The organism is Rodentibacter sp. Ppn85 (assembly GCF_001999335.1).
Classification (GTDB): Bacteria; Pseudomonadota; Gammaproteobacteria; order Enterobacterales; family Pasteurellaceae; genus Rodentibacter.
Genome location: NZ_MLHS01000017.1, coordinates 1 through 26,437, shown reverse-complemented (window position 1 = coordinate 26,437; position 26,437 = coordinate 1). Strand labels below are relative to the sequence as shown.

Below are 26,437 nucleotides of genomic sequence, written 5' to 3'. Positions count from 1 at the left end.
GAAAAATAACCGCACTTTTTATTCCAAACAGATGGCGATAGCAATCATAGACGAGGAATAAATATGAAGGAATTATTTTTATCTTCATCATTTAAAGATGTAGCCACAGTATTTGCTGATTTTAAGCGGGATTTAAAAGGTAAAACAGTAACCTTTATCCCTACGGCAAGTATTGTAGAAAAAGTGGTTTTTTATGTAGCTTCCGGAAAAAAAGTACTTGAAAAATTAGGATTGAAAGTCGATATTTTAGAAATTTCTACATCAGAACCTAAAGAAATCAAAGCTAAATTAAAAAATAATGAATTTATTTATGTTACCGGAGGGAATACTTTTTTCTTATTACAGGAGTTAAAACGAACAGGAGCGGATAAAATAATCATTGAAGAGGTAAATGCGGGGAAAGTTTATATTGGCGAATCAGCCGGCGCGATGGTTGTATCGCCCAATGTTGAATATGCGATTGCAATGGATAGTATCAAGAAAGCCCCTCATCTAGAAAATTTCGATGCATTGAATCTGGTTTCTTTTTATACCGTTCCTCATTATACAAATTTTCCGTTTCAAAAAGCGGCGCAGAAAATAGTCGATACTTATTCGTCTATTTTGCCGTTATTTCCTATCAGTAATAATGAAGCATTACTTATACGTGATAATCAAGTTATTCTCAAATCCCTGTAATAATTAAGGATATATTTATGACACCAATAGAAAAATCCCAACATGTTTTCACTCAGAAATTTAATACAAAACATACGCTCACCGTTTACGCACCCGGTCGAGTAAATATTATTGGGGAACATACGGATTACAATGAAGGCTTTGTGATGCCTTGTGCGATTAATTTTGGCACAGCGGTGAGCGGTAAAAAACGCGATGATCATATTTGGCGTGTTTATGCGGCGGATTTGGATGAAATCGATGAATTTTCTATTAAGGAAACAATCGAAAAAAGCCCGCATAAATGGGCGAATTATGTACGTGGCGTGGTGAAGTTTATGCAAGAACGTTACGCTTATTTTAACCAAGGAGCGGATCTTGTCATTTCAGGTAACGTACCGCTTTCTTCCGGTTTAAGTTCATCGGCGGCACTTGAAGTGGCTGTGGGGAAATTTTGCCAACAATTGGCGGATTTACCCATTTCACATATTGATATTGCACTAAATGGTCAAAAAGCCGAAAATAAATTTGTCGGGGCGAATTGTGGCAATATGGATCAGCTTATTTCTGCGCTTGGGCAACAAGATCATCTTTTGATGATTGACTGCCGAAGCCTTGAAACAACACCGACTCCGGTACCGGATGACGTTGCGGTGATTATTGTTAATTCTAATGTACCGCACGATTTAGTGACGGGCGAATACAATACACGCCGTCAGCAATGTGAAAAAGCGGCGGCATTTTTCGGTGTGAAAGCGTTGCGTGATGTGTCTGTATCTCAATTTAAAGAAAAAGAGGCAGAATTGACCGCACTTGATCCTATCGTGGCAAAACGTGCCCGCCATGTGGTGACGGAAAATCAGCGGGTATTGGATGCAGTGGAGGCGTTAATAGGTAACGATTTGATCCGATTAGGCGAATTAATGGGGCAATCTCATGATTCAATGCGTGACGATTTTGAAATTACCGTGCCGCAAATTGATTATTTGGTAGAGTTAGCACAATTAGTTCTTGGTAAACAAGGTGGGGCAAGAATGACTGGGGGCGGTTTTGGCGGTTGTATCGTAGCCCTTGCACCACAGGATAAAGTAGAGGCAGTGCGCAAAATTATTGCCGAGAATTATGAAAAAACAACCGGATTAAAAGAAACCTTTTATGTGTGCCGTGCTTCACAAGGCGTGCGAGTGATTTAAGGAGAATCAATGCTGGAAAAGACAATGTTTAATGCTCCTGACGGTCACCCTTATCAGCTCATTTCTATACAAAATGAAAAGGGAATGCGGATCAAATTGATGGATTGGGGGGCTACTTGGTTATCTTGTCAAGTGCCGGTATGTGGTGAATTGCGAGAAGTATTATTGGGTTGCAAAGTAGAAGATTACCCGAACCAACAGGCTTATTTGGGGGCATGTATTGGGCGTTATGCCAATCGTATTGCAAACGCACAGTTTGAGTTAAACGGTGAAACTATCCAATTGGCAGCCAATCAAGGCAAGCATCAACTTCACGGTGGGAAAGGTTTTGATCAACGCCGTTGGGGAATTGAAAAGTGCGGTGATAATTTCGTTTGTTTTTCGTTAAATTCTGCCGATGGCGATCAAGGTTTCCCGGGAAATGTGAAGGTAACCGTCAGTTACACGCTTACGGAAGATAATTCCGTCAAAATTGAATATGAAGGATTGAGTGATAAAGACACTGCATTGAATCTCACCAATCACGCCTATTTTAATTTAGAAAATGCCGCACAAGGATCGGATATACGCGAACATCACCTACGTTTGAATGCGGATTTTTATTTACCGGTAAACAATGAGGGTATTCCGAATTCCCCGCTTAAACATGTGGTCGGAACAAGTTTTGATTTTCGTCTGATCAAGCCGATTAAGCAGGATTTTCTACAAGGTGATCAGAAAGCGACCAAAGGTTATGATCACGCTTTTATCGTTAATAAGGCTTGGCAAAAGCCTTGTGTCCTGCTGATCTCTCCGAATGAGGATTTAAGACTTGAAGTACGAACATCTCAAGCTGCGTTGCAGGTTTATACGGGAAATTATTTTGCAGGCGTGCCGAACCGTAGTGGAGGAGAGTACGGCGATTTTGCAGGTATTGCTTTGGAAACCCAATGTTTACCGGATACTCCGAATCACCCCGAATGGCAAAATTACGGCGGGATTCAAAAAGCCAATGAACGATATTATCAGTGGGCGGAGTTTAAGTTTTTATAAGATTAAGTGCGGTAAAAATGAGTATATTTTTTACCGCACTTTACTTTTCTATGCTTTCCACTTTGCGAACTTAGTCAAAATATGATACTTTTCTGAGGCGGATTTAGTCTAGTCAAAATAAAATTATGAGTGACGAACAGCAAAATTTAATTCAATCGGAGAACACTAAAAAATCTTTTTTCCGATCTTTATTCGGCCGATTTTTTCAAGGAGAGTTGAAAAATCGTGAAGAACTGGTGGAAGTGATTCGTGACTCCGAGCAAAACGATTTAATTGATCAAAATACCCGCGAAATGATTGAGGGCGTGATGGAAATCGCCGAGCTTCGGGTACGCGATATTATGATTCCTCGTTCACAAATTATTTTCATAGAAAGCGAACAGGATTTAAATTCTTGCTTAAATATTATTATTGAATCGGCGCACTCACGCTTTCCCGTCATTGCAGATGCGGATGATCGAGATAATATCGCAGGGATCTTACATGCAAAAGATTTGCTGAAATTCTTGCGTGCAGATGCGGAAGAATTTGAGATGTCGAAACTTTTACGTCCGGCAGTGATCGTACCGGAAAGCAAACGTGTAGATAGAATGTTAAAAGATTTCCGTTCGGAACGTTTTCATATGGCGATTGTAGTGGATGAGTTTGGCGCAGTATCGGGTTTGATTACTATTGAAGATATTTTGGAACAAATTGTGGGCGATATTGAAGATGAATTTGATGAAGAAGATATTGCCGATATTCGCCAGCTTTCCCGTCATACTTATGCAGTACGCGCCCTGACGGACATTGATGATTTCAATGAACAATTTAAAACGCGTTTTAATGATGAAGAAGTCGATACCATTGGTGGTTTAGTTATGCAGGCTTTTGGTTATTTGCCGAAACGTGGTGAAGAAATTGCCTTGGAAAATCTGCAATTTAAAGTTACTTCTGCAGACAGCCGTCGTTTGATCCAGTTACGCGTAACCGTGCCGGACGAACATTTATCGGATATGAAAAACATAGAAAACGAATAGGTTAACCTTCTCCGATTAATTTCCCCCCCTCACTTTATTGGGGGGAATCTTTTTGTGATATTGAAATTAGATGAAAAATTTATTTATTTATTTTGTTGCTTTTTTTTCCGGCTTACTCGGTGTTTTTGCTTTTTCGCCTTTTGATTATTGGGGATTGGCGTATGTTTCTTTGTTGGGTTTAATTTATATTGCTAAAACCCCGAAAAAATTCACCGCACTTTTGGGTGCGTTTTTATGGTCAATGGGTTTTTTTTGTTTTGGGGTTAGCTGGCTGAATGTCAGCATTCATCAATTCGGCGGCGCTTCTCTAGGCGTAAGCTACTTTCTAGTCGGTTTGCTTTCTGCTTATCTTGCCCTTTATCCTATGTTATTCACCTATCTCGTACATCGTTTTCAGGTAAAAAGTGCGGCTATTTTTGCGGTAATTTGGACGTTTACGGAATTTCTTCGCGGTTGGGTATTTACCGGTTTTCCTTGGTTACAATTCGGTTACACGCAAATAGACAGCCCGTTTTCCGGTATTGCCCCTATCTTTGGCGTGAGCGGATTAACCTTCTTTACCGTGTGGGCAAGTGCGGTCATTTTTAACGGTATTTTTGTCTTATTTAAAGAAAGAAAAATTAAATTATTAGTGGCGAATGTGCTGCTACTTGCTGTTGTTTGTGGGCTGGCTAGTTATGCTCAAAAAATTATTTTTGTGAAATCAGTAGAGGATAAATCCCTGAAAGTTACGCTTGTGCAAGGCAATATTGAGCAAAATCTAAAGTGGGATCCCGAGTATCTCTATTCAACCTTAGCGATCTACCAAAAATTAATTGCAGAAAATTTAGGGAAAAGCGATTTGATTATTTTGCCCGAATCAGCGTTGCCTACCTTAGAAAATTCGATTGTTCCTTTTTTTGACAGGCTTGATCGTGTCGCACAAGAAAACAATACGGAAATTATGATTGGTACGGTGTATCAGGATGAGCAATCGGGCAAATTGTTGAATTCTATTGTGATTGCCGGTAATCCTGATTTTCCTTATCGATTAGATACGCCAAATCGTTACAATAAACATCATCTGGTACCATTTGGCGAATATGTTCCGTTGGAAAATTTATTACGTCCGTTAAATTCCGTGTTTAATTTGCCGATGTCGGCTTTCCAAAGCGGTGAAGCGCTACAGCCTTCTTTTATGGCGAAAAAACGTGCTTTTTCACCGGCGATTTGTTATGAAATTATCTTTGGTGAACAAGTACGGGAAAATTTGAAAAAAGAAACCGATTATCTACTGACAATTTCCAATGACGCTTGGTTTGGTGATTCTATTGGACCTTGGCAGCATTTACAAATGGCGAGAATGCGGGCATTGGAATTAGGCAAACCTTTAATTCGTGCGACCAATACGGGAATTTCGGTGTTTATTAGTTCAATGGGGGAAATTCTGGCACAAGCGCCGCAATTTGTCGAAACAACGTTGACCCATAAAATTGCACCGACCGAAGGTAAAACGCCTTATTCTGTATTGGGTAATCTACCGCTTTATGGACTATCATTGTTGCTTTTATTGTTACATGGGACGATGGCATTTGTTCGTCAACGTATGAACCTTTCACAAAAACAATAGTCAAAACGACCGCACTTTATTGATGAGTTTATTCATCACGAAATTAAATATAATCGATGATTTGAAAAATCACCCAACTAAAATGAGATTTGAATGGAGCAAAATCTAATCGAAGTCAAAAACCTTACCTTTAAGCGGGGGGAGCGTATGATTTACGATAACTTGAATTTGAAAGTTCGAAAAGGAAAAATTACGGCAATTATGGGGCCTTCGGGCATCGGAAAAACCACACTGTTAAAATTAATTGGCGGACAGTTACACCCGGAACAAGGTGAAGTTTGGTTTGATGATAAAGATATTTGTCGTCTTTCTAATCGTGAACTTTACGAAGTACGCAAACGTATGGGGATGTTATTTCAATCTGGTGCGCTTTTTACCGATATTTCCACTTTTGATAATGTGGCGTTCCCGATTCGGGAGCATACCCGTTTACCGGAAAGCTTAATTCGTCAAATTGTATTGATGAAACTGGAAGCGGTCGGTTTACGCGGTGCGGCACAGTTGATGCCGTCCGAGCTTTCCGGCGGTATGGCACGTCGTGCCGCACTTGCCCGTGCGATTGCATTGGATCCCGATTTAATTATGTTTGATGAACCCTTTACAGGACAAGATCCCATTAGTATGGGGGTTATCGTGAGTTTAATTAAGCGTTTCAACGAAGCATTGAATTTAACTTCTATTGTGGTTTCGCATGATGTTCAAGAAGTATTAAGTATTGCCGATTACGCTTATATTATTGCCGATAAAAGGGTGATTGCAGAGGGGACAGCGGAACAATTACTGGCGAGCCAAGATCCGCAAGTATTGCAATTTTTAAAGGGGGAAGCGGATGGGCCGGTGAAATTTCATTATTCGGCAGAAAATTATATCGGGGAGTTATTTCAATGATTGAGATGATTTCTTCTCTTGGACGACGTGTCATTCGTTTTTTCCGAGCACTAGGTCGGGCCGGTTTCATGTTGTTCGGGGCTTTGGTCGGCAAACCGCAAATTCGCCAACATTTCCCGTTATTGATTAAACAGTTGCACGTTTTAGGTGTGCAATCGTTGTTAATTGTGATGTTATCCGGCTTATTTATCGGTATGGTCTTGGGATTACAGGGCTATGTGGTATTAGCTGATTTTTCGGCTGAAACCAGTCTTGGTCAGCTTGTGGCATTATCGCTTTTACGGGAATTAGGGCCTGTGGTGACCGCACTTTTATTTGCCGGACGGGCTGGCTCGGCATTGACGGCGGAAATCGGTTTAATGAAAGCTACCGAGCAGCTTTCCAGTCTTGAAATGATGGCGGTTGATCCGCTTCGTCGAGTTATTGCTCCACGTTTTTGGGCCGGGGTTATTGCGATGCCGATTCTTTCCATTATTTTTATTGCGATTGGAATATGGGGCGGTTCACTGGTCGGTGTGGATTGGAAAGGGGTTGATGCCGGTAGTTTCTGGTCTGTCATGCAAAATGCGGTAAGCTGGAGCTACGATATTCTCAATGGATTTATTAAAAGCCTGTTCTTCGCCATTGCAGTGGTGTGGATTGCATTATTTAATGGTTATGATTGCATACCGACTTCAGAAGGCATCAGTCAAGCCACAACGCGAACCGTAGTTCATGCCTCATTAGTGGTTCTTGGATTAGATTTTATCTTGACAGCCATTATGTTTGGGGCGGGTTAAAAGGATATTTTATGCGACAAACGATTAAATATGAATTTTGGGTAGGAGTATTTTTATTACTCGGTATTGGGGCGTTGGTGTTTTTAGGCTTACGCGTGGCAAATGTGCAGGGGTTCGGAGAGAATAAATCTTATACGGTGACTGCAACTTTTGATAATATCGGCGGACTAAAAGTCCGTGCGCCGTTAAAAGTCGGGGGAGTAGTGATAGGGCGGGTCACCGCTATTGGCCTAGACGAGAAAACCTACTTACCGAAAGTGAATATCGCTATTAACGAAGAATATAATGAAATTCCGGAAAATAGTTCGTTATCGATCAAAACATCGGGACTATTGGGCGAGCAATATATTGCATTAACAATGGGATTTGATGATGGTGAAACCGCAATGTTAAAAAACGGTAGCCAAATTCAAGATACCAAATCAGCTATGGTGTTGGAAGATTTGATTGGTCAATTCCTTTATGGCGACAAAAAAACTGAAGGCAATGCGGAAAACGTAGAACCGACAGCAAAATAATAACAATACTTAGTTAGGAGATTTATGATGAAAATCATTCAGTTGAAAAGATGGTGTGCAGTTTTAGCGTTTGCACTGACCGCACTTTTTATGACACGCACGGCAATGGCGGAAACCAGCCCTTATGTTTTAATGCAGCAAGCTTCGGATAAATTGTTTGCGGACATTAAAAACAGCCAAGCCAAAATTAAACAAAACTCAAACTATTTGCGTACTATTGTGCGTAATGATTTATTACCCTATGTACAGGTGAATTATGCCGGCTCTTTAGTATTGGGGGCGCATTTTAAATCCACTACGCCGGAACAGCGTGAAAAATTCTTCAAAGCGTTTGGCGATTTTATTGAGCAGGCTTATGCGCAAGTGCTGACGGCATACAGTAATCAAAATATTCAAATTGAACCGGCTAAAGATATTACAGGTAAAAATTTAGTGAGTATTCGCGTCAACATTATTCAAAATGGCGGTGCCGCGCCGATTAAGTTGGATTTTAAATGGCGTAAAAACAGTAAAACCGGCGAATGGCAAGCCTATGATATGGTGGCGGAAGGTGTGAGCATGGTAGTAACTAAACAAAACGAATGGAGCGGTATTTTACGTCAACAAGGGATTGATGCGCTAACGGCTCAAATTCAAAAATCAGCAGCTCAACCTGTAACGTTAAGCAAGTAATCTCATGACAAGATTAAATTGGGATTTGGTTCAAAATAATGATAAGATAGCAATCCGATTTTCTGGGGAGCTATCTCGCAACACGTTGTTAGCCTTGTGGCAGCAACGTGCTTCTTTTTTATCTGAAGCTAAGTTAAGCCAATCAATTATCGAATGGGATTTAACGGCGATCACAAAAATAGACTCTGCAGGTTTTGTACTCGTTTGTGATTTTTTGCATATCAGTAAACAATTGCCTAATAAAACGGTGCGCTTAGTTAATCCCCCCCAACAATTATTGACGCTTGCGGATTTAGTCAATCTCTCTGATTGGATCGCAGCTTTTATTGACCATCATTAAAATGGGAATCCGAATGGAACTGCAAGAAATTGAACGAATTTTAAAAGAAACTTTAAATGTTGACGAAGTGTATGCTCAGGGTGAAAATGCGCATTTTGGTGTGATAGTCGTGAGTGATGAAATTGCAGCTTTGTCAAAGGTCAAACAGCAACAAACTATTTATGCCCCATTAATGTCTTATTTCACAACAGGTGAAATTCATGCATTAACCATCAAGACCTATACCACTGAAAAGTGGAAAATGGATCGCCTTTTACATCAATCCAGTTAAATTAGGATTTCTACCATGGAAAAATTTCGTGTTTATGGTGGTTCTTCCCGTTTAAGCGGTACGGTAACCATCTCAGGTGCTAAAAATGCAGCTCTCCCGATTCTTTTTGCCTCAATCTTAGCTACCGAACCGGTAAAATTGACGAATGTGCCGGAACTCAAAGATATTGAAACTACCCTTAAAATTTTACGTAAACTTGGCGTGATGGCAGAACGTGATGAAAGTGGTGCTGTATTGCTCGATGCATCAAAAATTGATCATTTCATTGCACCTTATGATTTAGTGAAAACAATGCGGGCTTCAATTTGGGCGCTTGCACCGTTAGTTGCTCGTTTTTGTCAAGGGCAGGTTTCATTGCCCGGCGGTTGTTCAATCGGCGCACGTCCGGTAGATTTGCATATTAGCGGTCTTGAAAAAATGGGGGCGAATATTGCGCTTGAAGAAGGCTATGTAAAAGCACAGGTTACGGATCGTTTAATCGGTACGCGTATTGTCATGGAAAAAGTCAGCGTAGGCGCAACGTTATCCATTATGATGGCTGCAACCCTTGCGAAAGGGAAAACAGTGATTGAAAATGCGGCCCGTGAGCCGGAGATTGTGGATACGGCGGACTTCCTTAATAAAATGGGTGCAAAAATAAGCGGAGCGGGTTCGGATCATATCACGATTGAAGGTGTAGCGCGTTTAACCGGTTGTGAACACAGTATTGTACCGGATCGTATCGAAACGGGAACATTTTTAATTGCCGGTGCGATTTCCGGCGGACGGGTTGTGTGTAAAAACACTAAAGCGGATACTATGGATGCCGTTATTGATAAATTACGTGAAGCAGGTGCACAGGTTGATATTACCGAAAATACAATTACTTTGGATATGTTTGGTAATCGTCCGAAAGCTGTGAATATTCGTACCGCACCGCATCCGGGATTCCCAACAGATATGCAAGCCCAGTTTACTTTATTAAATATGGTGGCACAGGGAACGAGTATCATCACAGAAACTATTTTTGAAAATCGTTTTATGCATATCCCTGAATTAATCCGTATGGGCGGAAAAGCGGAAATTGAAGGTAACACAGCGATATGCCACGGTGTACAGCAACTTTCCGGTGCGGAAGTTATGGCAACGGATTTGCGTGCTTCAATTAGTTTGGTTTTAGCCGGATGTATTGCAACAGGCGAAACGATCGTTGATCGTATTTATCATATTGACCGAGGTTATGAACATATTGAAGAAAAACTTCGTTGTCTAGGTGCGAGAATTGAACGTTTTTCAGACTCAGATTAGCGCTCATCATTTTAAAAAATGCGGTCAAAATTGACCGCACTTTTTACTTCTTAATATAGGATTTTAATGTTTGTTCCACCTCATAAATCCAATCTAATTCATGTTGGGTAAAACCAGCCTGAATACGCGCATCGGTATTAATTATACCTTTAAAAATTACAATGCGATATTTACGTAATAGTTCACTGAAACATTTCATTGCATCCAGTCCGCGTTTTGCCGAGAGCGCATGATACCAATGATTACCGATGTAAACGTGACCAATTTCATCTCGCAGAATAACATCTAAAATATCAACGGCTGCAAAATCTCTACGCTGGGCAATTTTTTCTTGTAGAACGGGTGTTGCATCCAATCCTCTCGCTTCCAATACCCGTGGGACAAGAGCCATTCTTTCCCAAATATCATGGGCGGTGGCTTGTGCCATTTCCCATAAACCGGCATGCGCCTCAAAATCACCATATTGATAACCTAGAGTTTTTAAATGGTTATTTATTAAAGTAAAATGCGTACTTTCTTCTCGTGCTACGCGTAACCAATCTTTTACAAAAGCTTGCCCTTCTCCCAACTCTTCTTGTGCATTTCGCCCGAATCGCCATGCGGCATCCAGACCCAAATTAATCGCATTAAACTCAATATGCGCAATGGCATGTAGGGTTGCGGCATAGCCTTCTTCCGTTGCAAATGCACGTTTAGGCACATCTTTAGGGGCGACAAGGTTCGGTTTTGAAGGGAAACCCGCAATATTTTGTTCAACGTTGATTTGTGGAAAATCATCGATTTTCGTGAGTGAGATAGTCGGTAAAATCTCATCATAGAGCTTATTAACAAGCACACATTTTATGTTTGGAGCCGTTTCTTGTAAGGCTTCGGTGACCTTATGCCAAAATTCTATTTTCATTATTGCCTCAAGTGCTGTTATTTTTGATAACGAATTAAACCTTCTTGTTGTGTTGTCGCAATTAATTTTCCATCTTGTGAGAAAATTTGCCCGCGTGCTAATCCACATCCGCCAAAAGCATTATTACTTTCTATTGCATGGAGATGCCAATTATTTAAATCAAACGGGCGATGAAACCAAATACTGTGATCAATAGTCGCAACTTTCATACCCTGTTGTAAAAAACCTTTCTCATGAGGGTGAAGTGCGGTCAAAAGACAGTGAAAATCGGAAAAATAGGCAAGCAAACATTGCTGTATGGCGAGATTATGCGGTGCCTTACCCTGGGTTTTAAACCATGAGTATTGTTCGGGCGGTAATTTTACGCCGTTGAAAGGGTTATTGAGATATTTTGTCCGTATCTCAAAAGGGCGTTCCGCCATAAATTTTTCTTTTAACGGCTCTGGTAAGCCAGAAGCCACTTTTTGTATCATTGCGTTTTCATCAATAAAATTTTCAGGTTGTCCGACATTTGGCATTGCACTTTGGTGATCAAAGCCTTCTTCATACATTTGAAAAGAAGCGGTAATGTGGCAAATAGGCTGATTATGCTGAATCGCTTTCACTCGCAATGCAGAAAAATTTCTTCCTTCACGTAGCGTTTCTACATCGTAAATAATAGGATATCGGCTATCTCCCGGTGCGAGAAAATAGGCGTGGCACGAATGTAAAAGGCGATCTTTCGGTGCGATTCGCATTGCAGCCGACAGCGCTTGCGCAACAACTTGCCCGCCAAAAACTTGGGGTAAACCTAAATCTTGGTTTTTTCCACAAAAAGTTAAATCATCAATTTTTTCAAGTTTAAGCAGATAAATTAAATGGCTAAGCGCCTCTGACATTTTGCCTTCCTCATGACAAATAAAAGTGCGGTTATTTTAACGAAGATTTTGGGGAATGCCAAAAAAGTGATTGTAGCGGTCATCAAGAAAATATTGGAGAACGGCAATTTATGATTTTGTAGGGAGTTTATAAATTTACCCTCAAAACCAACCGCACTTTTCCAATTTTCTTTTCAATTTGTATAATAGTACGCTTTTTGAAATTTAGAGGGGAAAGATAATTTGAAGTCGATTAGTGTAAAGCCGGAAACATTGCCGCAATTTATTGGTAAGAAAGTTGCCGACAATGATGCATTTGGATTGATGGACGGATTTTGTCGGCTTTTGCGTGAAAGTCGTGAAGAGCAGGTTGTTCCTCATCTGCGTTTGATTAAACGGATTTTAAAGCAGGATCATGAACTTGCCTGTTCGGTGGTGACATTATTGTGTGATTGGTTATGTCGTTTGCGTTTGTATCCGATTTTTATTAGTAGCGGAATTCTACCGCGTGAAGGGTTTGGTCGTGAGATGAAAAAACGTCTTTATGAACGATTCAGCCCTTCTTTTAAAGATGTGAATGATTTACGCGATATTTTTTATTTACTATTTAATGATAAAGACGATGCTCGTTGGATTGATGCCGTTCCATTGAAAGAATGGCGAGCGATATTTGGCGTATTGATACGCAAAACGACGGAAAAGGATCGTCAACGCTTACGTGTTCATTTTCAAAATGAAGGGCTGTTTGCTATCGAAATGCTCTCTATCTGGATTGCCGCTGAGGAGATGGAACCTGAATTAATGCGTATGGAGCCGTCATTATTGAATGCCGATTCTCCTTTTGTTGCATTACATCGAGAAGTTGTTGATTGGTTATTGGCCCGTCGTCTAAATGAATCTTTTGATGATAGTCATTTACAGGTGATGTTTGATCAATGTCAGCAACTTATCGAGCGTTTACAAAAACGGGGGGCTGTAGTCGGTTCATCTCTTCATGTTGCGTATTTGTTGGAGCGACTCTCACAAACGCTTGAACGTCTAGAAAAACTGATGGCAATTTTTGTATCAAATCGTTATTTGCCACGACGTATTTTGTTGCTGACGGCTTGTTTTGCTCGAGCCTCGGCAGAGCAACATAGTGTGTCCCGTCTGTGGAAACAAAGTTCAAAACTGATTGCACGAAGCATTACACAGAACGCGGGAGATCATGGCGAGCATTACATTACTCGGGATAAAAAAGAATATTTTGCGATGTTTTATTCTGCCGCCGGCGGTGGGGTATTGATCGCATTAATGGCGTTATTGAAAACCTATTTGGGCGGTATGATTGACGATAAAGTCTGGAAGGGTATTGCAGAAGGGCTTAATTATGGCTTAGGGTTTACGTTGATTTTTATGTTGCATTTTACTGTGGCGACAAAGCAGCCTGCAATGACGGCAGCCCGTTTTGCCGAAGCGGTCGAAAAGAATCCGCAAGGTAAGAGCCTGAATGTGAAATTGGCACAATTACTGGTGGATGTGTTTCGCTCTCAAAGTATTGCTGTGCTTGGTAATGTGATCGTCGCGATGAGCTTGGCGATGCTTATTGCCTTTGCCTACCGCTATCAAACCGGTGAAGCCCTGATGAATCAGGAACAGATTGACTATCAGCTACACAGTATTGATCCTTTTGCCGGTACATTATGGTTTGCCGCAATCGCAGGAGTATGGCTATTCTGTTCAGGTATTATTTCGGGCTATTTTGATAATCGAAGTAATTACTTAAATATGCGAATGCGTTTACGCCAACATCCATTACTGAAAAAAATGCTGCCTTTAAAGCTGCGTGAAAAACTGGCGGATTATATGCACGAAAATTATGGTTCCATCATCGGAAATCTTTGTTTTGGTTTATTGCTCGGTTTAACTGGGGTGGTAGGGTATTTAACCGGTTTGCCGTTAGACATTCGCCATGTGGCATTTTCTTCTGCTAACGTCGGTTATATTGCTGTGAGCGGACATTTCGATTTTGCACTTTTATTACAATGTATCGTTTTTGTCTTGTTAATCGGTTTAGTGAACTTAGTGGTGAGTTTTTCTTTAACCCTTTGGGTGGCGTTACGTTCTTTAAGTGCGGAAATAATCAGTTGGTGGGCGATTTGGCGTGAAGTCGCAGAGATTATCAAACAGCATCCATTGAGTTTATTTTGGCCTATTCAACCGGAAAAATAAAAAGTGCGGTTAAAAAAATGAGTATTATGCACCGGTTGTAATGTTAAAAAAGGGCGACTTTTTAGTCGCCTTTATTTTTGTCATTCATTTTCTTGTTTAATTAGGATGATTCCATTATTCAAAATGGTTTTTTGCACATAATATTTTGATGACCGTACGGAATTAAAGAAAAACTTCAATTTTTTGAAGAAGGGAAATTTCATAGGATAAATCAGGTAAAACAAAAAGCAACCTGAGTTGCCTTTTGTTTTTTTATCCGATATGAATCGTTGTGGAAGGATAGCGAACTTTACTACGCACCGGTAAAGCGATGACATAGGCAATGGTTAAAGGACCGAGACGGCCAACAAACATCATGAGCATAATAACTATTTGCCCAAGAGGGGATAAATCACCCGTTAATCCTCGGGAAAGCCCCACTGTACCAAGGGCTGAAATTACCTCGAAAACAACATCTAAAAAGGCGTGTTTATGTTCGATCATCAGTAAAATCACGATGCTGACGAAAATCAAACACAAGCTAATACAAAATAATGCAATTGCACGCTGGATTTGATCTGTACTAATGGTGTAGTGGAAAATAGTTACGGAATCTTTGCGTTTTATGTAAGAAACGGTTGCCATAATAAGCACTATCAATGTGCCGATTTTGATCCCGCTGGCAGTGGAAAGTGAACCGCCGCCGATGAACATTAAAAACATCATTACCATGGTGCTGGCGTCCGTCATTTGACTAATATCAATAGAATTGAAGCCGGCTGTACGAGCCGTTACTGCCTGAAATAAGGACGATAGAGCTTGCTCTTGTAAGCCAACGTTTTTTAATGTTGTCGGATTGTGGGTTTCCATAATGAAGAAAAAAAGAAATGCGCTCGCATTCAGCACTAAGGTGGCAATTAAAATGAGTTGTGTATTTAGATTAAATTTACTCCAATGCCGGTTCTTGGTTATATCAATTAATACCGTAAACCCTAACCCGCCCAGAATAATCAATGCCATGATAGTGAAATTCACGGTGATGTCATCAGAAAAAGGCATTAAGCTATCCGAGCTTAAAGCAAACCCTGCATTATTAAACGCTGAGATCGCATAAAATACGGATTCATATAGCGCACGTTGAAAACCTAAATCTCCCATCCAATGTAGCGTTAGCACAACTACGGCAATAAATTCAAACGATAAAGCAAAAAGAATAACCAAACGTACTGTACTGCCAATCAAATGGAGTGGAACAATCCCAAGTGCTTCATACGCTATTTGTTGGTTGCCTAAACTGATACGAATGCCAATACTCATCATCGCGGCGATTGCCAAAGTCATAAAACCTAATCCGCCGGTTTGGATTAAGATCATAATTACACTTTGTCCGAAAGTCGTGTAATTTGCAGTATCGGTCACTGCAAGCCCTGTTACTGTAACTGCAGAAGTTGAAGTAAAAAAAGCACTGAGCCAAGATAGATCGCCATTATAGGCAAAGGGCAATTTTAACAAACAGGCTCCGATGAAGATCAAGCTTAAAAAGCCAAAAACTAATAAGCGTAACGGTCGGGTTGAAGAATGATAAACTTTCATTATGCTTTAAACTCTAATGCTAGAGCTCTCAAACTTTTAAGCTCACCCATGACTATTAAGCGATCGTTTTCTATAAATTGAAAATCAGAGTCTAACTCTGAAATCAATTGCCCGTTGCGCATCACACTGACAAACTTATCGTTAGGATATTTATCTTGTAATTTCGCAAGACTATGTTCGGTAGAGGTTACCACGATTTTAATTAAGAAATAATTATCTCCCAACGGCATGTATTGGGTCACCATCGGATAATTCATTGCTTGCGCTATCCGAACCCCCATATCATACTCGGGCTCTATTACTTTCACAATGTCAAGGCCTTTTAATACCATGGCATGCGCTTGATTTTTTGCCTTAACCCAAATATTTTTTACATTTAAATTTTGTAGATTTAATACTGTCAGCAAACTGGCTTCTAAATCCGCTCCAATTGCTACTAATACTGCATCGTAATCTGCTATATTTAGTTCTTGTAAAGCTGATATATCAGTGGAATCCGCAATTACTGCATAATGCAAACGATCGCCGAGTTTCTCAATCAATTTTTCATCATGATCGATAGTAGTTACTGTATTATCTAATCCTTGAAGCTCTAATGCCGCAGCTAATCCAAATTTACCCAGTCCAATTACTGCAAATTGCATGGTTATGTCCTTACAGAATACGAGGATATCAACATCCTACCTACCATAAAGTGCGTATCATAACTTATTTAGGTTTTTCCAACAAATATTCGTAAGGCGTTTTTCCATTTACAGCCAAATTCCGAATCTATCCTAAATTCTGCGTAAACATCTTTTCGACTGGCAGTGATTGTCTAAATAATCCATAAAGAACCGACTAATGGCTACATAGACTTTAATTTTCCTTATTTTTCGGTATCATACTGTTCATTCATTTTTAGTATTTTATGAATTGCGCTCATGAAACCTACATTTCTTGAATTTCGACATCTTAAAACTTTATTGGCATTAAAAGAAACCGGTAGTGTTTCTTTGGCAGCTAAACGGGTTTATCTCACTCAATCCGCACTTTCTCATCAAATTAAACTGATTGAAGATCACTTTGATTTACCTTTATTTGAGCGCAAAAGTAGCCCGTTACGTTTTACTGCCGCAGGAGAACGATTAATTCGTCTAGCCAATGAAGTAATACCGAAAGTTATTGATGCGGAACGTGATTTAACCCGGATCAAACATGGTGATGCAGGGCAATTACGCATAGCGGTGGAATGTCATACTTGTTTTGATTGGTTAATGCCGGCAATGGATGAGTTTCGTCAGCATTGGGGATTGGTGGAATTGGACATTGTATCCGGTTTTCACACGGATCCTGTCGGTTTATTACTTTCCCATCGTGCAGATTGGGCAATTGTATCTGAAATTGAAACAAATGATGATGTGGTTTTTAAACCGCTCTTTTCTTACGAGATGGTAGGCATTTGCTCGAAAGATCATCCGTTGGCCGCAAAAGAAATTTGGCAAGCAGAAGATTTTGCCGATGAGACTTGGGTCACTTATCCTGTGCCGGACGAGATGTTAGATTTATTGCGTAAAGTATTAAAACCGAAAGGAATTAATCCCGCACGCCGTACCACTGAACTTACAATCGCAATGATTCAATTAGTGGCAAGCCATCGGGGTATTGCCACCGTTCCTTACTGGGCTGCGTTACCTTATCTTGAAAAAGGCTATGTAGTGGCGCGCAAAGTTACGCAAGAAGGTCTGTATAGCAATTTATATGCCGCTATTCGTAAAGAAGATGAAAGTCTTGCGTATATGGAGGATTTTTATCAAACCGTTAAATCTCAAAGTTTTTCCACTTTACCGGGATTGTCCGTTTTAGAGTTAGCGAGGGAATAAATGGATTCTTCTCAAATACAGCCTATCCGTGCAGCAGCCAAGGCGGCATTGCCCTACAGTGCGCCTATGATCGCAGGATTTTTATTTCTTGGCATAGCATATGGCATTTATATGAAAGCACTGGGTTTTGGCGTTTGGTATCCCATCTTGATGGCATTATTAATTTATGCAGGTTCGGTAGAGTTCATTGCCGCCAGTGCTTTGGTATCGCCTTTTTCACCGTTAAGTGTGCTATTAGTGACACTGATGGTGAGCGGCAGACAAATTTTTTATGCCATTTCTATGTTGGAAAAATATGGCGTGCATCTTGGTAAAAAGCGCTGGTATTTGATTAGTTCCTTGGTGGACGAATCTTTCTCATTGAATTATATGGCAAAAATTCCACCGCACTTAGACAAGGGTTGGTATATGTTCTTTGTGAGTTTGTATCTGCATACTTATTGGGTATTGGGCGCGACGATGGGAAATCTATTTGGCGAGCTCTTACCCGTTGACTTAAAAGGTGTTGAGTTTGCTATGACCGCACTTTTTCTAGTGATTTTTGCGGAAAATTGGATGAAAGAAAAATCCCACGAAAGTTCTTTGCTCGGTTTAGCAATCGCCTTAATTTCTTTGCTTATCGTAGGCAAACAACATTTTTTGCTCCCAACCTTAATCGGAATTTGGCTAATCTTGACATTACGCCGTCCTAAAATGGAATGTAAATTGGAGTCGCTAAAATGACTTTAACGGAACAGATTATTACAATTGGCATTTGTGTGCTTACAGTGCAATTTACCCGACTTTTACCTTTCTGGATTTTCCCGGCAAATCGTCCGATCCCTGAATATATCCGTTACCTTGGTAAGGTGTTACCTGCTGCGATGTTTGGTATGTTGGTTGTTTATTGCTATAAAAATATTGATGTATTGAGCGGCTATCGAGGTATCCCGGAGTTTCTTGCCGGCGCATTGGTTTTGGGGCTGCATTTTTGGAAGAAAAATATGTTTTTATCCATTGCGGTAGGGACAATTTTTTACATGAGTTTGGTTCAAACTATCTTTATTTAATCTAGGGTCTGAAGGTATTTTTAGCAAAATAAAAAATTCTTTACCGTGCAATCGATTGCTTTTATTTCGCTCTCTTTTCATCTCTCTAAAAATCCTCTATCATGCGACAACTCATTTTTAGAGGATAGTTTTATGGAGCTCAATTCTATTGAATTATTAGGTTATATGGCGACATTTTTTGTTGCGACCTCATTCTTGTTCAAATCTATTGTCCGCTTACGTATTGTAAACACAATTGGTGATGTTTTATTTGTTATTTACGGTATGATTATTGGGGCGTACCCGGTTGCTTTGTTAAATACTTTCCTTGTTTGTGTGAATCTTTATCAGCTTTATTGTTTGAAAAAAGAGCGGGCAGGTTTAAAAATAGCGGAATAATCAACTGCACTTTTTGTTCGTATCACTAAGTTGATAAAGTGCTATTACAATCGACATAGTAAACACACAAAGAAAAATATTGAGCCATTAAATTATAGATGATGAGAAAGGGCGGAATAATTTGTTTTAAATACAGCCGCCACAACTGCCACAGCGCCAGTCTTCTTTATTTACGGCTTGATAAAAAGCCCGTATTGTGTTCTCTTCCAAAGGTATATTGTGTTCAATAAATACATCGGAAAGCCATTCAATGTTCTCGACAATCCAGTCATCTTCCTTTAATCCTTCGCGATAAAGTTCGTCTTCGGGATCCATAAAATTATAAATATTTTCTGTACCCATATCTTGATCACGACGTTCGCGAGGCAACACAATGGGTAGCTCAAGATAAGAAATCTCCCAGTGTCCCAAGCAGAGAGTATTACCTTGCATAGACCAACGGGCTTTAAACGGATTGTTATTCATGTTGTATAAGAAAAATTGAATGTAAGCGCAGTATAAAGTTGAAAAGGGGGAAAACCTATACTAAAAATCGAGTATTAGCTTGATTAAGATCAATATTAAAAGAAAAAGTGCGGTTAAAAATGATCTGTTTTTCAACCGCACTTTTAGTTTGTTCTTAACGTCTAAACATTCCTCCTAAGCCGCCAAGACCGCCTAAGCCGCCCCCCATCAAGCCTTGCATACCTCGCATCATTTTCGACATTCCGCCTTTACGCATTTTTTTCATCATACGCTGCATTTCATCAAATTGTTTGAGCAATTTGTTCACGTCTTGCACCTGCGTGCCGGAACCTAATGCAATACGGCGGCGGCGGGAACCTTTGATAATATCAGGATTGGCACGTTCTTTTAGGGTCATGGAATTAATAATGGCTTCCATTTTGATGAACATTTTATCGTCCACTTGGTTTTTGACGTGCTCCGGTAAATTTTTCGCACCGGGGAGTTTTTCCAGCATAGACATCATCCCGCCCATTTTTTTCATTTCGATCAATTGTTCACGGAAATCATCAAGGGTAAAGGTATCGCCTTTCTTGAATTTTTGTGCCATTTTTTCCGCTTTTTCACGATCGACCGAACGTTCAAGATCCTCGATAAGAGAAAGCACATCGCCCATGCCCAAGATACGAGAGGCGACGCGATCAGGATGGAACGGCTCAAGAGCATCGGTTTTTTCGCCCACACCGAGAAATTTAATCGGTTTACCGGTGATCTGACGAATAGACAATGCTGCCCCGCCACGAGCATCACCGTCTACTTTAGTAAGAATTACACCGGTAAGCGGCAATGCTTCATTAAAGGCTTTCGCGGTATTTGCCGCATCTTGACCCGTCATAGCATCAACGGTAAAGAGTGTTTCGATAGGATTTAACGCACTGTGGATTTGTTTGATTTCATCCATCATTTCTCCATCCACGTGCAAGCGACCTGCGGTATCCACGATGAGTACGTCGTAGAATTTGAGTTTTGCTTCCGCAAGGGCTGTTTTGGCAATATCTACCGGATTTTGTTTGACATCAGACGGGTAGAAATCTACGCCCACGGATTGTGCTAAGGTTTCCAATTGCTTAATTGCCGCAGGACGGTACACGTCGGCAGAGACAACCAACACTTTCTTCTTATGGCGTTCGCGCAAAAATTTTGCCAGTTTTCCGACACTGGTGGTTTTCCCTGCCCCTTGTAAACCCGCCATTAAAATCGCCGCCGGTGGTTGGGTCGCGAGATTCAAGCTTTCATTTGATTCGCCCATGGCTTTTTCAAGCTCTCGCTGAACGATTTTTAAGAATTCTTGTCCGGGTGTTAAACTTTTGTTAACTTCTTCCCCCACAGCACTTTCTTTCACTTTAGCGATAAATTCACGAACGACAGGCAATGCAACATCAGCTTCCAGCAATGCCATACGCACTTCACGTAGGGTATCTTTAATATTATCTTCTGTTAAACGACCTTTTCCTGTGATATTACGTAGGGTTTTAGAAAGGCGATCAGATAAATTCTCAAACATGATTAATCCTGTTTTCTCATCAAAAATTGCCGTGATTATACCGAAATCTAGGCGTTTTTCATCATTTCAAATAAATTTATAGCGAATTCGGAATCAGAACGTTAAAATAATAACAATTCCTAACAAGAGACAACGATTATGTGGTTTGCCGTTTTTTCGATTTTGTTTTATTTAATTAGCGCATTGATGATTGCGCCGTTGCTAAATTCTTCGGATAATGAAAAACGCCGTCCGAAAAAAACGTTATTCTTTTTGACCGCACTTTTAGCCGTAGCGTTCCATTTGGTAAGCCTTTATCCCGCATTACAGGAATTAGCCATAGAACGTAAGTTCAGCCTGGTCGAAATTAGCTCGTTAATGAGCGTAAACATTGCGATTTTGGCAATATTGGCAATGTTGGTGGTAAATTCCATGTGGTTTTTATTGCCGATTGTATTTTCCTTTTCTATTTTTAATGTAGTTTTGGCGACATTTATACCGAGTTATATGATTCAGCTATTGAACCAGGATTTGGCAATGTTATTTCATATCGGTTTATCTATTTTTACTTATGCAGTGTGTTTTATTGCAATGTTATACGCCATTCAAATAGCTTGGATCGATCGTACTTTGAAAGCGAAGAAAACTGCATTTTCACCGGTGATGCCTTCTTTGATTACCGTGGAACGACATTTTTTCCATTTGCTTGCCGCAGGTGAATTGTTACTGACGCTAACATTAATTTCCGGCACTTACCATTCTATTCATGCTTTAACTGCAGAAAATATTCACAAAGGTGTTTTATCATTATTCGCGTGGATTGTTTTGGGGGTGGCGCTTTTCGGGCATTGGCGTTTAGGTTGGCGTGGAAAAAGGATGATTATTTATGCTATTTCAGGTATTATTTTGCTCACGATTGCCTACTTCGGTAGTCGGTTAATTTAGTCAATAAGGGCGAGCAGAGGTTCGCCTTTATCGTTGGGTTTTTATCCAACTCCCGTTTAACTAACAAAAGGATTTTCCCTTGGACAGTATTCCCCTTAGTACGTTATTTATTACTCTCGTTATCTGTTTAGTTTTATCCGCTTACTTCTCAAGCTCTGAAACCGGCTTACTCTCTTTGAATAAATATCGAATGCGTTACCTTGCCGAGCAAGGTAATAAGGGCGCACAAAAAGCAGAGAAATTATTAGAAAAGCCCGACACATTACTGAGCTTTATTCTTATTTTTAACAACTTAGTAAACATTAGTGCGTCAGCAATTGCGACAATGATTGGAATGCGCCTTTACGGTGATGTCGGCGTAGCGATTGCAACGGGATTATTGACTTTCGTGATGCTTGTATTTTCTGAAATTTTCCCTAAAACGGTGGCTGCGCTTCATCCTGAAAAAGTGGCTTTTTTATCTAGCCATATTTTGAATTTTTTGATTAAGATTTTCTATCCTGTCGTGTGGTTTATGAATTTATTTACCACATTTTTAATGAAAATTATGGGCTTAAAGCCGGAAATGCAAAAGCAGGTGATTAGCAGTGAAGAGCTACGTAGTATCGTGAGTGAAGCGGGTGAGGCGACACCGGGCGAACAGCATCCGCAAATGTTGCTTTCTATTTTGGATATGGAAACCATTACAGTGGATGATATTATGGTGCCGCGCAATGAAATTGGCGGCATTGATATTGAGGATGACTGGAAAGCCATTATGCGTCAGCTTAACCATGCGGCACATAATCGCGTGGTGTTATACAAAGGCAGTCTTGATAAAAATGTACTTGGTATTCTGCGTATTCGTGAAGCCTTCCGATTATTACTCGAGAAAAATGAATTTACTAAAGAAACCCTTATTCGTGCGGCTGATGAAGTGTATTTTATTCCGGAAGGGACGCCGCTAAAAACGCAACTGACTAATTTCCGAACTAATAAAGAGCGCATTGGACTCGTGGTAGATGAATACGGCGATATTAAGGGCTTGGTTACATTAGAAGATATTTTGGAAGAAATTGTCGGTGATTTTACGACTTCTACTGCTCCGAGTATTCATGAGGAAGTGACCCAACAATCCGACGGTTCAATCATTATTGACGGTTCTGCCAATCTCCGGGATCTGAATAAAATGTTTGGTTGGGGATTGGATACCGAAGATGCCCGCACTTTCAACGGATTAATTCTAGAGCATCTTGAAGAAATCCCTGATGAGGGGGCGGTTTGTGAAATCGAAGGTTTGCAAATCACCATTCTTGAGGTCGCAGACAATATGATTAAGCAGGCTAAAGTCGTTAAACGCTAAAACTAACAAAAACCTTACCGCACTTTTGATTTGGATCATAAGTGCGGTTTGTTTTTTCACCGTTTTTTATCAAGCTATCTATAATTTATCTGCTTAATTTTAGGTATGAGGATGATGATGGAAAAAGCGTATCAACGGGGAATAACGCGTGCTTGTGTGCAAACGGCATTATTGTTGTTACAACATGGGGCAGAAAGTACGGTAGTGGTGCAAATGGCACAACGTTTAGGGATTGCTCTTGGCGTGGAAAGTGTAGAATGTGCTCTTACGGCAAATGCCGTGGTGATTACAACACTTTCAAACCAACATTGTATTACCACAGTACGAAAAAATAACGATAAAGGGATCAATATGCAAATGGTGACTGAGGTACAGCGTATTGTGATTGCGGTAGAGCATAAGTTATACAATTTGGATCTGGCACAGAAGAAACTGGATAATTTAAACCCTTTAAAATATCACCGTGCTTTAGTGGTATTAATGATTGGGTTATCTTGTGCTTCTTTTGCTCATTTGTCGGGAGGAGATTGGCTGATTTGCCTGATTACTTTTTTGGCTTCCGCCGTGGCAATGTTTGTCCGGCAAGAATTATCAAGACATCATTATAATCCGATGATTGTTTTCGCAATTACTGCATTTGTGGCTTCGCTCATTTCCGGCATCAGTTTGAAATATCAATGGGGAAATGATCCGCAAATCGCCTTAGCTTCCAGTGTGTTGCTGCTTGTGCCGGGATTCCCTTTAATTAATTCGTTGGCAGATATTTTAAAAGGCTATGTCAATATGGGGTTAGGGCGTTGGACAATTGCGACGGTTCTGACTTTTGGCGCTTGTATTGGTATTGTGTTGGCATTGAGCGTGTTGCATATTACTACATGGGGGCATTAAGATGATGTTTCTGTTGAGTTTGCTTGACGATATGGTTTTTGCCGCCATTCCTGCGGTTGGTTTTGCTTTAGCATTTAATGTGCCGCCTAAGGCGTTAAAATATTGTGCGATTTTAGGGGCATTGGGGCATGTAACACGCACATTACTCTTGCACATTAATGTTCCCATTGTATTTGCAACTTTTTTTGCCACCTGTGTTATAGGCTTTATTGGCGTGCATTTATCGCACCGCTATTTGGCACATCCAAAGGCATTTACCGTGGCTGCGATCATTCCAATGATTCCGGGGGTGCATGCTTATAAGGCAATGATTTCAATCGTACAAATTCATCATTATGGTTATTCTCATGAGCTTTTGGAGCAAATGATCAGCTCATTTATTAACACCGCCTTTATTTTAGGGGCGCTGGTTTTTGGGCTTGCTTTGCCCGGACTGATTTTTTATCGCCGAAAACCTGTAGTATAAAATCTTCACAGATTCTAAAAAAAACACGCATCGTTGCGTGTTTTTTCTCTTATTATTTCTTTGTGATTTGTTTGTCTTCCGGCAAAATTAAATTCAATATCAAGGCCAATAATGAACCAACCGTAATGCCTGATCCCAATACCTCTTTGAAAAAGTGCGGTAATTTATCAAGCAGTTCCGGACGGGTGGTGACCGCTAAGCCGCAACCGATTGAAATAGCAATAATTAACCCGTTACGCTTGCTACGTTCCACTTTATCCAACATTTGAATTCCAGCGGCAATAATCATTGCGAACATCATTAGACCCGCCCCGCCGAGTACCGGTAGCGGAATGGAGACGATTAATGCACCAAATACAGGAAATAACCCTGCTAATGCCAATAACACACCGGTTAATGCGACCACATGGCGACTTGCGACACCGGTTAGCGAAATTACCCCGATGTTTTGTGAAAAAGAAGAAAACGGTGTGGTGGACATTATCGCAGCCAAAGCAGAGCCTAAACCGTCCGCCAATACACCGCCACGTAAATGTTTGCCGGTAATTTCGGTTTTTGTCGCGTTACCCAATGCAAGAAAGTTACCGCTAGATTCAACAATAGTAACCAAATAAGCGATAGACATTCCGATAATGCCGGAAATTGGAAAGGCAAGTCCAAAGTGGAGAGGTTGGGGAACGGCAAAGATTTGTGCATTCGACACACCTGAAAAATCAACCCGGCCGAGTGCCAAGCAGAGGGTATAACCCATCATCATTCCAATAACGATAGCCGCAGCAGAAAAGATCCCTTTACCCAATTGAACCAACGCAACAACAACAATTAACACAAAGGTTGCCATCATTAAATTTTCCGGTGCGGCGTAGTTGGCATCACCGCGTTGACCGCCGGCGAACCAATCTACCGCAACGGGAATCAAACTTAAACCAATCATCATCACGACAGTACCGGTCACAATCGGTGGAAAAAGCTTACGGATATAGGGCATAAAAAAGCTGCCGATAATCATCACTAACGAACCGACTAAAGACGCGCCTAGAATGCCTGCTACGCCATAATCGCTAAAACCGATTGCCAATGCGGCGGCAACAAAGGTAAAACTGGTTCCCATCACACTGGGTAAGCGAATACCGATCGGACCTAATCCGCGACACTGAATCACCGTTACCACACCGGAAATTAACAAGGCGGCGTTTACTAAAGTAATAGTGTCCTCGGTGGATAATTTTAATACGTTGCCAATCACCAAGGGTACGGCAATAATTCCTCCGAGTGCAGCCAATAAATGTTGTGCAGCGAGTAATAAACTCAATCCAAAAGGCGGTTTATCTTCAACAGAGTAGAGGAGTTGGTTATTCATTTTAGGTCCTTATGCAAAAGAAAGCGCGGATTATACGCTAAAGCACAACAAAGGAAAACGTTTGCTTTTTGTTATGTGCAAAATAAACATATTTGCTTTATACTGGCGGCAGTTTTGTACTCAATAAAAGGATGATTTATGGCAACCCAATCCGACTACCGCTATACCCTTGATTCCGGCGATAAATATCATTTTGATGTGGTGAGTTTTCAGTTAACCGAAGGGCTGTCCGAACCGTTTAAATTGGAATTAGACCTGTCGAGTTTTGACCCCAATGTTCCTTTTTCCGCACTAATGGATAAACCGGTCACCTTCACCTTTTGGCAGGGCGATAGAGCGGTACGTTATGTGAAT

At 40.6% G+C, this 26,437-nt stretch carries 29 protein-coding genes; 22 read left to right on the top strand and 7 right to left on the bottom strand.

Annotation, left to right across the window (positions count from 1 at the left end):
• Positions 1 to 63 precede the first annotated feature (63 nt).
• The 12 genes from BKL51_RS03235 to murA all read left to right on the top strand — a co-directional run bounded on the left by BKL51_RS03235 (position 64) and on the right by murA (position 10,265).
• A complete protein-coding gene (locus tag BKL51_RS03235) occupies positions 64 to 678 on the top strand; it encodes a peptidase E (protein WP_077465308.1) in 615 nt (204 codons plus the stop codon).
• A gap of 17 nt (positions 679 to 695) precedes the next feature.
• Entirely contained in the window at positions 696 to 1,850 is a 1,155-nt protein-coding gene (galK, locus tag BKL51_RS03230) for a galactokinase (protein ID WP_077465307.1), read from the top strand.
• 9 nt (positions 1,851 to 1,859) lie between these two features.
• Positions 1,860 to 2,882, top strand: a complete 1,023-nt coding sequence (galM, locus tag BKL51_RS03225; protein ID WP_077465306.1) for a galactose-1-epimerase — start codon at positions 1,860 to 1,862, stop codon at positions 2,880 to 2,882.
• A 125-nt stretch (positions 2,883 to 3,007) separates the two neighbouring features.
• A complete protein-coding gene (gene corC / locus BKL51_RS03220; RefSeq protein WP_077465305.1) occupies positions 3,008 to 3,901 on the top strand; it encodes a CNNM family magnesium/cobalt transport protein CorC in 894 nt (297 codons plus the stop codon).
• A 70-nt stretch (positions 3,902 to 3,971) separates the two neighbouring features.
• Positions 3,972 to 5,510 (top strand): apolipoprotein N-acyltransferase, encoded by a 1,539-nt coding sequence (gene lnt, locus BKL51_RS03215; protein ID WP_077465304.1) that lies wholly within the window; start codon positions 3,972 to 3,974, stop codon positions 5,508 to 5,510.
• A gap of 93 nt (positions 5,511 to 5,603) precedes the next feature.
• On the top strand, positions 5,604 to 6,398 hold the full coding sequence (gene mlaF, locus BKL51_RS03210) for a phospholipid ABC transporter ATP-binding protein MlaF (protein ID WP_077465303.1): 795 nt from the start codon (positions 5,604 to 5,606) through the stop codon (positions 6,396 to 6,398).
• Positions 6,395 to 7,177, top strand: a complete 783-nt coding sequence (gene mlaE / locus BKL51_RS03205) for a lipid asymmetry maintenance ABC transporter permease subunit MlaE (RefSeq protein ID WP_077465302.1) — start codon at positions 6,395 to 6,397, stop codon at positions 7,175 to 7,177. Before mlaF ends, mlaE begins: the two co-directional genes overlap by 4 nt.
• Before the next feature lie 11 nt (positions 7,178 to 7,188).
• Positions 7,189 to 7,695, top strand: a complete 507-nt coding sequence (gene mlaD, locus BKL51_RS03200) for an outer membrane lipid asymmetry maintenance protein MlaD (protein WP_077465301.1) — start codon at positions 7,189 to 7,191, stop codon at positions 7,693 to 7,695.
• Positions 7,696 to 7,719: 24 nt separating this feature from the next.
• The gene (mlaC, locus tag BKL51_RS03195; protein WP_077465300.1) at positions 7,720 to 8,367 is read left to right on the top strand and encodes a phospholipid-binding protein MlaC; all 648 of its coding nucleotides are present in this window, start codon (positions 7,720 to 7,722) and stop codon (positions 8,365 to 8,367) included.
• Between the two features lie 4 nt (positions 8,368 to 8,371).
• Positions 8,372 to 8,707 carry a lipid asymmetry maintenance protein MlaB gene (locus BKL51_RS03190; RefSeq protein WP_077465299.1) on the top strand — a complete coding sequence of 112 codons (336 nt, stop codon included), beginning with the start codon at positions 8,372 to 8,374 and terminating at the stop codon, positions 8,705 to 8,707.
• Between the two features lie 13 nt (positions 8,708 to 8,720).
• A complete protein-coding gene (locus BKL51_RS03185) occupies positions 8,721 to 8,978 on the top strand; it encodes a BolA family protein (protein ID WP_059365575.1) in 258 nt (85 codons plus the stop codon).
• A gap of 15 nt (positions 8,979 to 8,993) precedes the next feature.
• The gene (gene murA / locus BKL51_RS03180; RefSeq protein WP_077465298.1) at positions 8,994 to 10,265 is read left to right on the top strand and encodes a UDP-N-acetylglucosamine 1-carboxyvinyltransferase; all 1,272 of its coding nucleotides are present in this window, start codon (positions 8,994 to 8,996) and stop codon (positions 10,263 to 10,265) included.
• A gap of 43 nt (positions 10,266 to 10,308) precedes the next feature.
• On the opposite strand, the gene BKL51_RS03175 is transcribed toward murA, so the two are convergent.
• Positions 10,309 to 11,166, bottom strand: coding sequence for a ferritin-like domain-containing protein (locus BKL51_RS03175; protein ID WP_077465297.1), 858 nt, complete (start codon positions 11,164 to 11,166; stop codon positions 10,309 to 10,311).
• Positions 11,167 to 11,183: 17 nt separating this feature from the next.
• A complete protein-coding gene (gene tesB / locus BKL51_RS03170; protein WP_077465296.1) occupies positions 11,184 to 12,044 on the bottom strand; it encodes an acyl-CoA thioesterase II in 861 nt (286 codons plus the stop codon).
• A 222-nt stretch (positions 12,045 to 12,266) separates the two neighbouring features.
• Here tesB and BKL51_RS03165 point away from each other — a divergent pair, with 222 nt between their 5' ends.
• Positions 12,267 to 14,234: a site-specific recombinase gene (locus tag BKL51_RS03165; RefSeq protein ID WP_077465295.1), complete on the top strand. Its 1,968-nt coding sequence runs from the start codon at positions 12,267 to 12,269 to the stop codon at positions 14,232 to 14,234.
• A gap of 252 nt (positions 14,235 to 14,486) precedes the next feature.
• On the opposite strand, the gene BKL51_RS03160 is transcribed toward BKL51_RS03165, so the two are convergent.
• Together BKL51_RS03160 and BKL51_RS03155 are read right to left on the bottom strand one after the other, a co-directional pair.
• A complete protein-coding gene (locus BKL51_RS03160; RefSeq protein ID WP_233127077.1) occupies positions 14,487 to 15,725 on the bottom strand; it encodes a TrkH family potassium uptake protein in 1,239 nt (412 codons plus the stop codon).
• A gap of 80 nt (positions 15,726 to 15,805) precedes the next feature.
• Positions 15,806 to 16,450, bottom strand: a complete 645-nt coding sequence (locus tag BKL51_RS03155; protein WP_077465293.1) for a TrkA family potassium uptake protein — start codon at positions 16,448 to 16,450, stop codon at positions 15,806 to 15,808.
• Positions 16,451 to 16,729: 279 nt separating this feature from the next.
• Here BKL51_RS03155 and BKL51_RS03150 point away from each other — a divergent pair, with 279 nt between their 5' ends.
• The 4 genes from BKL51_RS03150 (at position 16,730) to BKL51_RS03135 (ending at position 19,095) form a co-directional block, all read left to right on the top strand.
• Entirely contained in the window at positions 16,730 to 17,668 is a 939-nt protein-coding gene (locus BKL51_RS03150; RefSeq protein ID WP_077465292.1) for a LysR family transcriptional regulator, read from the top strand.
• Complete coding sequence (gene azlC, locus BKL51_RS03145) at positions 17,669 to 18,391, top strand: azaleucine resistance protein AzlC (RefSeq protein WP_077465291.1); 723 nt, start codon at positions 17,669 to 17,671, stop codon at positions 18,389 to 18,391.
• Positions 18,388 to 18,717: a branched-chain amino acid transporter permease gene (locus BKL51_RS03140; protein ID WP_077465290.1), complete on the top strand. Its 330-nt coding sequence runs from the start codon at positions 18,388 to 18,390 to the stop codon at positions 18,715 to 18,717. The genes azlC and BKL51_RS03140 overlap by 4 nt, the downstream gene beginning before the upstream one ends.
• 132 nt (positions 18,718 to 18,849) lie before the next feature.
• A complete protein-coding gene (locus BKL51_RS03135) occupies positions 18,850 to 19,095 on the top strand; it encodes a YgjV family protein (RefSeq protein WP_077465289.1) in 246 nt (81 codons plus the stop codon).
• A gap of 126 nt (positions 19,096 to 19,221) precedes the next feature.
• Here the strand turns inward: BKL51_RS03135 and BKL51_RS03130 are convergent, their stop codons facing one another.
• Positions 19,222 to 19,560 (bottom strand): hypothetical protein, encoded by a 339-nt coding sequence (locus BKL51_RS03130; RefSeq protein ID WP_077465288.1) that lies wholly within the window; start codon positions 19,558 to 19,560, stop codon positions 19,222 to 19,224.
• A gap of 154 nt (positions 19,561 to 19,714) precedes the next feature.
• The gene (ffh, locus tag BKL51_RS03125; RefSeq protein WP_077465287.1) at positions 19,715 to 21,103 is read right to left on the bottom strand and encodes a signal recognition particle protein; all 1,389 of its coding nucleotides are present in this window, start codon (positions 21,101 to 21,103) and stop codon (positions 19,715 to 19,717) included.
• A gap of 138 nt (positions 21,104 to 21,241) precedes the next feature.
• Between ffh and BKL51_RS03120 the strand changes: the two genes are divergently transcribed.
• The 4 genes from BKL51_RS03120 (at position 21,242) to BKL51_RS03105 (ending at position 24,723) form a co-directional block, all read left to right on the top strand.
• Positions 21,242 to 22,027, top strand: a complete 786-nt coding sequence (locus BKL51_RS03120; protein WP_077465286.1) for an inner membrane protein YpjD — start codon at positions 21,242 to 21,244, stop codon at positions 22,025 to 22,027.
• Positions 22,028 to 22,106: 79 nt separating this feature from the next.
• Positions 22,107 to 23,369, top strand: coding sequence for an HlyC/CorC family transporter (locus BKL51_RS03115; RefSeq protein WP_077465285.1), 1,263 nt, complete (start codon positions 22,107 to 22,109; stop codon positions 23,367 to 23,369).
• Between the two features lie 117 nt (positions 23,370 to 23,486).
• Positions 23,487 to 24,257 carry a threonine/serine exporter ThrE family protein gene (locus BKL51_RS03110; protein ID WP_077465368.1) on the top strand — a complete coding sequence of 257 codons (771 nt, stop codon included), beginning with the start codon at positions 23,487 to 23,489 and terminating at the stop codon, positions 24,255 to 24,257.
• A gap of 1 nt (position 24,258) precedes the next feature.
• On the top strand, positions 24,259 to 24,723 hold the full coding sequence (locus BKL51_RS03105; RefSeq protein ID WP_077465284.1) for a threonine/serine exporter family protein: 465 nt from the start codon (positions 24,259 to 24,261) through the stop codon (positions 24,721 to 24,723).
• A 52-nt stretch (positions 24,724 to 24,775) separates the two neighbouring features.
• Here BKL51_RS03105 and BKL51_RS03100 read toward each other — a convergent pair whose 3' ends face one another.
• Positions 24,776 to 26,083 (bottom strand): nucleobase:cation symporter-2 family protein, encoded by a 1,308-nt coding sequence (locus BKL51_RS03100; RefSeq protein ID WP_077465283.1) that lies wholly within the window; start codon positions 26,081 to 26,083, stop codon positions 24,776 to 24,778.
• Between the two features lie 138 nt (positions 26,084 to 26,221).
• On the opposite strand from BKL51_RS03100, the gene BKL51_RS03095 reads away from it, so the two are divergent.
• On the top strand, positions 26,222 to 26,437 hold a 216-nt coding region (locus BKL51_RS03095), incomplete at its 3' end, for a contractile injection system protein, VgrG/Pvc8 family (protein ID WP_369801906.1).

Bases quoted from the DNA above. Each gene is read 5' to 3' on its own strand.
- BKL51_RS03150 (WP_077465292.1), top strand. From the start codon at position 16,730: ATGAAACCTACATTTCTTGAATTTCGACATCTTAAAACTTTATTGGCA.
- galK (WP_077465307.1), top strand. From the start codon at position 696: ATGACACCAATAGAAAAATCCCAACATGTTTTCACTCAGAAATTTAAT.
- BKL51_RS03135 (WP_077465289.1), top strand. From the start codon at position 18,850: ATGGAGCTCAATTCTATTGAATTATTAGGTTATATGGCGACATTTTTT.
- lnt (WP_077465304.1), top strand. From the start codon at position 3,972: ATGAAAAATTTATTTATTTATTTTGTTGCTTTTTTTTCCGGCTTACTC.
- murA (WP_077465298.1), top strand. From the start codon at position 8,994: ATGGAAAAATTTCGTGTTTATGGTGGTTCTTCCCGTTTAAGCGGTACG.
- ffh (WP_077465287.1), bottom strand. From the start codon at position 21,103: ATGTTTGAGAATTTATCTGATCGCCTTTCTAAAACCCTACGTAATATC.
- BKL51_RS03130 (WP_077465288.1), bottom strand. From the start codon at position 19,560: ATGAATAACAATCCGTTTAAAGCCCGTTGGTCTATGCAAGGTAATACT.
- BKL51_RS03120 (WP_077465286.1), top strand. From the start codon at position 21,242: ATGTGGTTTGCCGTTTTTTCGATTTTGTTTTATTTAATTAGCGCATTG.
- BKL51_RS03175 (WP_077465297.1), bottom strand. From the start codon at position 11,166: ATGAAAATAGAATTTTGGCATAAGGTCACCGAAGCCTTACAAGAAACG.
- BKL51_RS03140 (WP_077465290.1), top strand. From the start codon at position 18,388: ATGACTTTAACGGAACAGATTATTACAATTGGCATTTGTGTGCTTACA.
- BKL51_RS03105 (WP_077465284.1), top strand. From the start codon at position 24,259: ATGATGTTTCTGTTGAGTTTGCTTGACGATATGGTTTTTGCCGCCATT.
- BKL51_RS03235 (WP_077465308.1), top strand. From the start codon at position 64: ATGAAGGAATTATTTTTATCTTCATCATTTAAAGATGTAGCCACAGTA.
- BKL51_RS03110 (WP_077465368.1), top strand. From the start codon at position 23,487: ATGGAAAAAGCGTATCAACGGGGAATAACGCGTGCTTGTGTGCAAACG.
- mlaD (WP_077465301.1), top strand. From the start codon at position 7,189: ATGCGACAAACGATTAAATATGAATTTTGGGTAGGAGTATTTTTATTA.
- BKL51_RS03155 (WP_077465293.1), bottom strand. From the start codon at position 16,450: ATGCAATTTGCAGTAATTGGACTGGGTAAATTTGGATTAGCTGCGGCA.
- BKL51_RS03190 (WP_077465299.1), top strand. From the start codon at position 8,372: ATGACAAGATTAAATTGGGATTTGGTTCAAAATAATGATAAGATAGCA.
- azlC (WP_077465291.1), top strand. From the start codon at position 17,669: ATGGATTCTTCTCAAATACAGCCTATCCGTGCAGCAGCCAAGGCGGCA.
- BKL51_RS03185 (WP_059365575.1), top strand. From the start codon at position 8,721: ATGGAACTGCAAGAAATTGAACGAATTTTAAAAGAAACTTTAAATGTT.
- mlaE (WP_077465302.1), top strand. From the start codon at position 6,395: ATGATTGAGATGATTTCTTCTCTTGGACGACGTGTCATTCGTTTTTTC.
- galM (WP_077465306.1), top strand. From the start codon at position 1,860: ATGCTGGAAAAGACAATGTTTAATGCTCCTGACGGTCACCCTTATCAG.
- mlaF (WP_077465303.1), top strand. From the start codon at position 5,604: ATGGAGCAAAATCTAATCGAAGTCAAAAACCTTACCTTTAAGCGGGGG.
- mlaC (WP_077465300.1), top strand. From the start codon at position 7,720: ATGATGAAAATCATTCAGTTGAAAAGATGGTGTGCAGTTTTAGCGTTT.
- BKL51_RS03100 (WP_077465283.1), bottom strand. From the start codon at position 26,083: ATGAATAACCAACTCCTCTACTCTGTTGAAGATAAACCGCCTTTTGGA.
- corC (WP_077465305.1), top strand. From the start codon at position 3,008: ATGAGTGACGAACAGCAAAATTTAATTCAATCGGAGAACACTAAAAAA.
- tesB (WP_077465296.1), bottom strand. From the start codon at position 12,044: ATGTCAGAGGCGCTTAGCCATTTAATTTATCTGCTTAAACTTGAAAAA.